This is a genomic window from Enterovirga sp. (assembly GCF_028290205.1).
Lineage (GTDB): Bacteria > Pseudomonadota > Alphaproteobacteria > Rhizobiales > Beijerinckiaceae > Enterovirga.
The window spans coordinates 1-5,917 of the sequence record NZ_JAQGKF010000144.1; the positions used below are offsets into that span (position 1 = coordinate 1).

A 5,917-nucleotide genomic window follows, 5' to 3' on the forward strand; every position below is an offset into this window, starting at 1 on the left:
CGACGGCCGAGAGCGCGGCCTTGGCGCGGCTCTGCCTCGACCTCCTGTCCGGTCGCGCCCACCGGGTGCAGACGGCGATCTGCCTGTCGCTGCCCGACGGCCGTCTGCGCGAGCGGATCGTGGAGAGCCGAGTCGGGTTCAAGCGGCTCGCGGCGCCCGAGGTCGACAGCTATCTCGGCTCGGGCGAATGGCGCGGCAAGGCGGGCGCCTATGCCATCCAGGGCCGCGCCGCCGCCTTTGTGACGGGGCTTGTCGGCTCCTACTCGGCCGTGGTCGGGCTGCCGCTGTTCGAGGTCTCGACGCTGCTCGAGGGCGAGGGCTTTCCGGTCCGGGCGGGCTGGGGGGAGGGCGCTTAGCATGGCCGGATCCCGACAGAGCCATGAAGGGGCGGCGCCAGAGCCGTGCCCGATCTGCCGCCGCAAAAGCCTGCCGCGCCTGCGGCCCTTCTGTTCGGAGCGCTGCGCCGACGTCGATCTCGGCCGCTGGCTCACCGACGCTTATGCCGTTCCGGCGGAAGATGGGGATGAGGATGACGGCGGACCCATCCTTCTGCCCGGGATCGCTGGACAGACCGGCGAGGAGTGATGTAAGCCCCGCTCACTCGGCCTCGCCGGGGTCGCCCAGGTAGCTCAGTTGGTAGAGCATGCGACTGAAAATCGCAGTGTCGGTGGTTCGATTCCGCCCCTGGGCACCAACATCTTTCCGGGACTGACCCGGCTCCCACATCCCCGTCGGCCCCGCCGACCCTGACAGGGGCGGTCCCATCCGCCGGCATCAACTGCGCCGCGCCTCTCCAAACGTCCCGCATAGACGCTGCCCGACGAGCCGCGTATGCGCGAGGCAGCAGCCGACGTGAGGAGAGCCATGAAACCCGTCGTCATCGCCGTCGCGATCACGGGCTCGGTGCCGCGCAAGACCGACAACCCGGCCGTCCCGACGACCCCGTCCGAGCAGATCGAATCGACGCATGCGGCCTATGAGGCCGGGGCGACGCTGGTGCACATCCACGTCCGCAACGACGACGAGACGCCATCGTCCGACCCGGCCCGATTCGCGGCCGTGCAGGAGGGCGTGCGCCGCCACTGCCCGGGCATGATCATCCAGTTCTCGACCGGGGGGCGCGGCCGTGACCAGGCGGCCCGCGGCTCCTCGCTCGACCTCGCGCCCGACATGGCCTCGCTCTCCACGGGGTCGGTCAATTTCCCGACCATCGTCTACGAGAACGCGCCCGGGCTGGTGATCGACCTCGCGACCCGCATGCAGCAGCACAACGTTCGGCCCGAGATCGAGGTCTTCGACCTGTCGCACCTGCACGGCGCCCGCCGGCTGGTGGATAGCGGCCTGATGGACGACCGCCCGCACGTGCAGTTCGTGATGGGCGTGCAGAACGCCATGCCGGCCGAGGAGCGGCTGCTCGACATCCTTTACGGGGAGATGCGGCTTCTGCTGCCGCACGCGACCTGGACGGCGGCCGGAATCGGCCGCAACCAGGCGGTCGTGATGGACTGGGCCCTGGCCCGCGGCGCCGATGGCGTCCGGACCGGCCTCGAGGACAACGTGCGGACGAGCCGCGACCGGCTGGCGGCCAGCAATGCTGAACTCGTCGGCCTGGCGGCCGAGGCCGTCCAGCGGCACGGCCGGCGGGTCGCGACGCCCGCAGAGGCGAGGGCCGCCCTCGGGCTCCGCCCTTGAGCTCCGGCCTTGGCCTCTCGGTCTTCATCATCGCCCGCGACGAAGCCGACCGCATCGGAGACACGATCCGGGCGGTCCGCGACCTGACCGACGACCTCGTCGTGGTCGATTCGGGCTCGCGCGACGCCACGGTGCAGGTGGCGGCCGAACTCGGCGCCCGCACGCTGCACCGGGATTGGACCGGCTACGGTGCCCAGAAGCGCTTCGCCGAGGAGCAGTGCCGGCACGACTGGATGCTCAATGTGGATGCCGACGAGGTGGTGTCGGCGGATCTCGCGGCGGAGATCCGCGGGATGTTCTCCGGCGCGCCTCCGCCGCTGGACGGCTATCGCATCGGCATCGCGGAAATCTTTCCGGGCGAAAGGGTGCCACACCCGCTCGCCTACACGCTCTATCCGGTCCGGCTGTATCGCCGCAGCCGCGGCCGCTACTCGCCGTCCCCGGTGCATGACCGGGTGGACATGGCGGAGAATGCCCGGGTGGGGCGGCTGCGTGGCAAGCTTCACCATTTCTCGGTGCGCTCGCTCGGCGACCAACTCGCCAAGCTCAACCGCTATTCCGACCAGCAGGCGGCCGATCTCGACCAGCGCGGGGTGACGATCCCGACCTGGCGCGTTTTTGTCGAGTTCCAGGCCGGATTCTGGAAGGCCTATATCGGCCGCCGCCACGCCCTGCGGGGCGTGTACGGCTTCCTGACCGCCATGAACTACGCCATCTCGCGCCATATCCGGATGGCCAAGCACTACGAGCAGCGCCGGCTGCGCGGGCGCTCCGAGGCCGGTCCTGCCGTTCCCCGTGTTGACCCCCCGAACGCGACCCCGTAATCCGGCGCGACGGAGACGTGGCCGAGAGGCTGAAGGCGGCGGTTTGCTAAACCGTTATACGGCCAAAAGCCGTATCAGGGGTTCGAATCCCCTCGTCTCCGCCACGGGCCCCGGCCCGTCCCGGCGAGAGGCGGCCTCGCTCCGCCGAAGCCGTCACGGGGCGACCCGCTCCAGCACCGCCCGCAGCCGCGCCGCATGCGCTTCCAAGACGTCTGGCTTTGCCATGTCGCCCGTATGCGGGCGCAGCGGCACCCCGTCGTGCCGCGGCAGGATGTGGACATGGGTGTGGAACACGACCTGCCCGCCCGCGCTCTCGTTGAATTGCTGCACCGTAATGCCATCCGCGTCGAAGGCCTGCATGGCCGCCCGCGCGATGCGCTGGGCCGCCACGTGAATCGCCGCGAGGTCCTCGGGCCCGATGTCGAGAAGATTGCGGCTCGGCGCCTTCGGAATCACCAGCGCGTGCCCATCGGCCCGGGGCATGATGTCCATGAAGGCGAGGGTGCGGTCGTCCTCGCAGATTTTCACGCAGGGCAGTTCCCCGCGCAGGATCTTGGCAAAAACGTTGGACGGGTCGTAGGCGGGCATGCGGGGTTCCGGGTGGCCGGCCTGGCGTGCAGGCGGGAGGACCCGCACAGTAGCGGCTCGGCGGACGGGCGGCGAGCGCGCCGCGTCCGGGCCGGGTGGGCCCGGGGGCGGAGCGGCAGGTGATTCGTCAAAGCTCCCGGACGAGGCTCCTGGCAGCCGCCCTCTCGATGCTGGCCGGCTATGTGGACGCGGTCGGCTTCATCGAGCTCGGCGGGCTGTTCGTGTCCTTCATGAGCGGCAACTCGACCCGGCTTGCGACCGGGATCGTCGACGGATCGGGGGCCGCGCTGACGGCCGCCACCCTGGTGCTCCTGTTCGTGCTCGGCGTGGTCGCCGGCACCTTGCTCGGCCGCACGGTGCCGCGCTGGCGCCGTCCGGCCATCCTGATCCTGGTCGCGGCCTTGCTGGCGGGCGCGGCTGCACTGGACCGCCATGGCCTCTTCGCCGCCGCCATCGCGGCCGCCGTGCTGGCCATGGGGGCCGAGAACACCGTCTTCGAGCGCGACGGCGAGGTGCAGGTCGGGCTGACCTACATGACCGGCACATTGGTCAAGCTCGGCCAGCGGATCGCCGCGACCCTGCTGGGCGGCGAGCGCTGGGGCTGGATGCCCTATCTGCTGCTCTGGCTGGGGCTCGTGGTTGGGGCCGTCCTGGGCGCCGCGGTGCATCCCTGGCTCGGGCTCGGCAGCTTGTGGATCGCGGCCGCGGCCGCCCTGGTGCTGGCGATCCCGGCCGCGTGGCGCGAGCCCGCCCGCAGCGCCTAGTCCCCCTCGGGCTCGCCGCGGCGGAACGGCATGGCCGCCTCGTACTCCCCCTGCACGGCGGCCACGTAGGCCCGCTCGCGTGTGAGGTAGGCTGCCACGGCCTGGCGCAGCCCCGGATCGGCGATGTCGTGCGCCGAATAGGTGGTCACGGGCCGATAGCCGCGGGCCAGCTTGTGTTCGCCCTGCGCGCCGGCCTCGACCCGGCTCAGGCCCCGCTCCAGCGCGTATTCGATGGCCTGGTAGTAGCAGAGCTCGAAATGCAGAAAGGGGTGGTCCTCGATGCAGCCCCAGTTGCGGCCATAGAGGGCCACGTCGCCGATGAAGTTGATGGCGCCCGCGACCGGGCGACCGCCGCGTTCGGCCACGACGAGCAGGATGCGGTCCGCCATGCGCTCGCCGATCAGCGAGAAGAAGCGGCGGGTCAGATAGGGCCGGCCCCATTTGCGCGAGCCGGTGTCCATGTAGAAGCCAAAAAACGCGTCCCACACGGCCTCCGTGAGGTCGGTTCCGGTGAGCCGACGCACCGTGAGTCCACTGGCGAGCGCCTCGCGCCGCTCGCGGCGGATCGCCTTGCGCTTGCGGGCGGCGAGCGCGGCCAGAAAGCCCTCGAAATCGCCAAAGCCGTCGTCGAACCAGTGGAACTGCTTGTCGGTGCGGAGCAGGAACCCGCGCGCCGCGAGGTCCTGGCCGGCCGCTTCGGTCAGAAACGTCACGTGGGTCGAGGAGGCGCCGATCTGCTCGCGCAGGGCCCGCAGGCCGGCGACCAGCGTGTCCTGCGCCGTGGCCGGCGCGTCGGCGCGCAGCAGCAGGCGCGGCCCCGTGACGGGCGTGAACGGCACGCTGACCTGAAGCTTCGGATAGTAGCGGCCGCCGGCCCGCTCGTAGGCGTCGGCCCAGCCGCCGTCGAAGACGTATTCGCCCATGGAATGGGTTTTCAGATAGCACGGGGCGGCGGCGACAAGCCCGCCTTGGGGTCCGCTGACCAGGAGGTGCACCGGCGACCAGCCGGTGCGCCGGCCGACCGAGCCCGAATCCTCGAGCGCCGACAGAAAGGCGTGTGACACGAAGGGGTTGAACGTCTCATCGCCGCCCGCCGCGGCGGGGCGGGGCGGGTTGGCGCAGGAATCCCACTCGGCCGCCGCCACCTGTCCCAAGCCCTGGGCGACCTTGACCTCCACGGCGTCGCGGCTGCGGCTCAAGCCGGCACGAAGCCTTCAAACACAATCTGGTCGGCATGGGGCCGCACGGCGGCTTCCTCGGCCGGGGACCGGATTGTCCAGGTCATCACCGGCACGCCGGCCAGGAGGCGGGGCAGGGCGGTGGCGGCATTCGGCAGGTCGGCATGGTGCCAGGAGATGAAGTCGGGACGCGTGTCGCCCCAGTGCAGAAGGTTCGCCATGTCGCGTTTGCGCGGCCCCGTGAGCCGGGCCCATTCGGCGCCGACATAGCGCGACATTGCCACGATCCCGCGCGGCACGTGCGGCGCGATCCGCCGCAGGAGCTGCACCAGTTCAGGATCGAACGATTTCACCGCGAGCGGTTCGGTGCGGCCGCGCAGCACCTCGGCCACCCGGCGGGCGAGCCGCTCGTCGCCATCGAACCGACTCTTGATCTCGATCACCACCGGGGTCCGGCCGGCGATGCGGTCGAGCCAGGCCGCGAGGCTCGGGATGCGCTCGGCCGTGCCGCCGACGGAGAGGGTGCTGAGAGCGGCGGCCGGCAGCGACAGGACCGGCCCCATCCGGTCGGTCAGACGGTCGAGCTCGTGGTCGTGAAACACCATCGCGTCGCCGTCAGCCGAGAGCTGGACATCGCATTCGATGGCGAATCTTCCCGCAACCGCGGCCTCCGCCGCCGCAGCGGTGTTCTCGGGAATGGCCCGGTCGAGGCTGTGCAGCCCGCGATGCGCGATCGGCCGCGCAACCAGCCAGGACGGCGCTGTCATGCCACCTCGAACGTCGCCTCGACCTCGACCGAAGCGCCGAGCGGCAGGCCCGCCACGCCGATCGTCGAGCGGGCATGGCGGCCCGCCTCACCAAGCACCTCGAC

Annotated in this window: 8 protein-coding genes, 2 tRNA genes and 1 pseudogene; 7 read left to right on the forward strand and 4 right to left on the reverse strand. The window is 71.0% G+C overall.

The genetic code is table 11. The annotated features are described in order from the left end of the window. From JWR86_RS10350 to JWR86_RS10375, 6 genes are all read left to right on the forward strand, one after another. Positions 1-356, forward strand: a 356-nt coding sequence (locus JWR86_RS10350; RefSeq protein WP_299564646.1) for a Maf family protein, incomplete at its 5' end; no start/stop codon positions are given. A 1-nt stretch (position 357) separates the two neighbouring features. Next, entirely contained in the window at positions 358-585 is a 228-nt protein-coding gene (gene yacG, locus JWR86_RS10355; RefSeq protein ID WP_299564649.1) for a DNA gyrase inhibitor YacG, read from the forward strand. A 33-nt stretch (positions 586-618) separates the two neighbouring features. Further along, positions 619-694, forward strand: a tRNA-Phe gene (locus JWR86_RS10360). Positions 695-864: 170 nt separating this feature from the next. Further along, entirely contained in the window at positions 865-1,692 is an 828-nt protein-coding gene (locus JWR86_RS10365; RefSeq protein ID WP_299564652.1) for a 3-keto-5-aminohexanoate cleavage protein, read from the forward strand. Beyond that, the gene (locus JWR86_RS10370) at positions 1,689-2,516 is read left to right on the forward strand and encodes a glycosyltransferase family 2 protein (RefSeq protein WP_299564656.1); all 828 of its coding nucleotides are present in this window, start codon (positions 1,689-1,691) and stop codon (positions 2,514-2,516) included. Before JWR86_RS10365 ends, JWR86_RS10370 begins: the two co-directional genes overlap by 4 nt. An 11-nt stretch (positions 2,517-2,527) precedes the next feature. After that, a tRNA-Ser gene (locus JWR86_RS10375) sits at positions 2,528-2,620 on the forward strand. A gap of 49 nt (positions 2,621-2,669) precedes the next feature. On the opposite strand, the gene JWR86_RS10380 is transcribed toward JWR86_RS10375, so the two are convergent. After that, positions 2,670-3,104, reverse strand: a complete 435-nt coding sequence (locus JWR86_RS10380; RefSeq protein WP_299564659.1) for an HIT family protein — start codon at positions 3,102-3,104, stop codon at positions 2,670-2,672. Between the two features lie 119 nt (positions 3,105-3,223). Between JWR86_RS10380 and JWR86_RS10385 the strand changes: the two genes are divergently transcribed. Beyond that, positions 3,224-3,868, forward strand: coding sequence for a DUF1275 family protein (locus tag JWR86_RS10385; protein WP_299564662.1), 645 nt, complete (start codon positions 3,224-3,226; stop codon positions 3,866-3,868). Here the strand turns inward: JWR86_RS10385 and JWR86_RS10390 are convergent. The 3 genes and pseudogenes from JWR86_RS10390 to JWR86_RS10400 form a co-directional block, all read right to left on the reverse strand. Next, complete coding sequence (locus JWR86_RS10390) at positions 3,865-5,067, reverse strand: GNAT family N-acetyltransferase (RefSeq protein WP_299564665.1); 1,203 nt, start codon at positions 5,065-5,067, stop codon at positions 3,865-3,867. The two genes, JWR86_RS10385 and JWR86_RS10390, sit on opposite strands and share 4 nt — an antisense overlap. Beyond that, positions 5,064-5,813, reverse strand: a complete 750-nt coding sequence (locus JWR86_RS10395; protein ID WP_299564668.1) for a glycerophosphodiester phosphodiesterase family protein — start codon at positions 5,811-5,813, stop codon at positions 5,064-5,066. Before JWR86_RS10395 ends, JWR86_RS10390 begins: the two co-directional genes overlap by 4 nt. Beyond that, positions 5,810-5,917, reverse strand: a pseudogene (locus tag JWR86_RS10400) (RidA family protein); the annotation flags it as partial. The gene JWR86_RS10395 and the pseudogene JWR86_RS10400, both read right to left, overlap by 4 nt.

What these genes read in the sequence shown, in the direction of transcription:
- JWR86_RS10395 (WP_299564668.1), bottom strand. Translation starts at nt 5,813, where the DNA reads ATGACAGCGCCGTCCTGGCTGGTTGCGCGGCCGATCGCGCATCGCGGG.
- JWR86_RS10365 (WP_299564652.1), top strand. Translation starts at nt 865, where the DNA reads ATGAAACCCGTCGTCATCGCCGTCGCGATCACGGGCTCGGTGCCGCGC.
- JWR86_RS10380 (WP_299564659.1), bottom strand. Translation starts at nt 3,104, where the DNA reads ATGCCCGCCTACGACCCGTCCAACGTTTTTGCCAAGATCCTGCGCGGG.
- yacG (WP_299564649.1), top strand. Translation starts at nt 358, where the DNA reads ATGGCCGGATCCCGACAGAGCCATGAAGGGGCGGCGCCAGAGCCGTGC.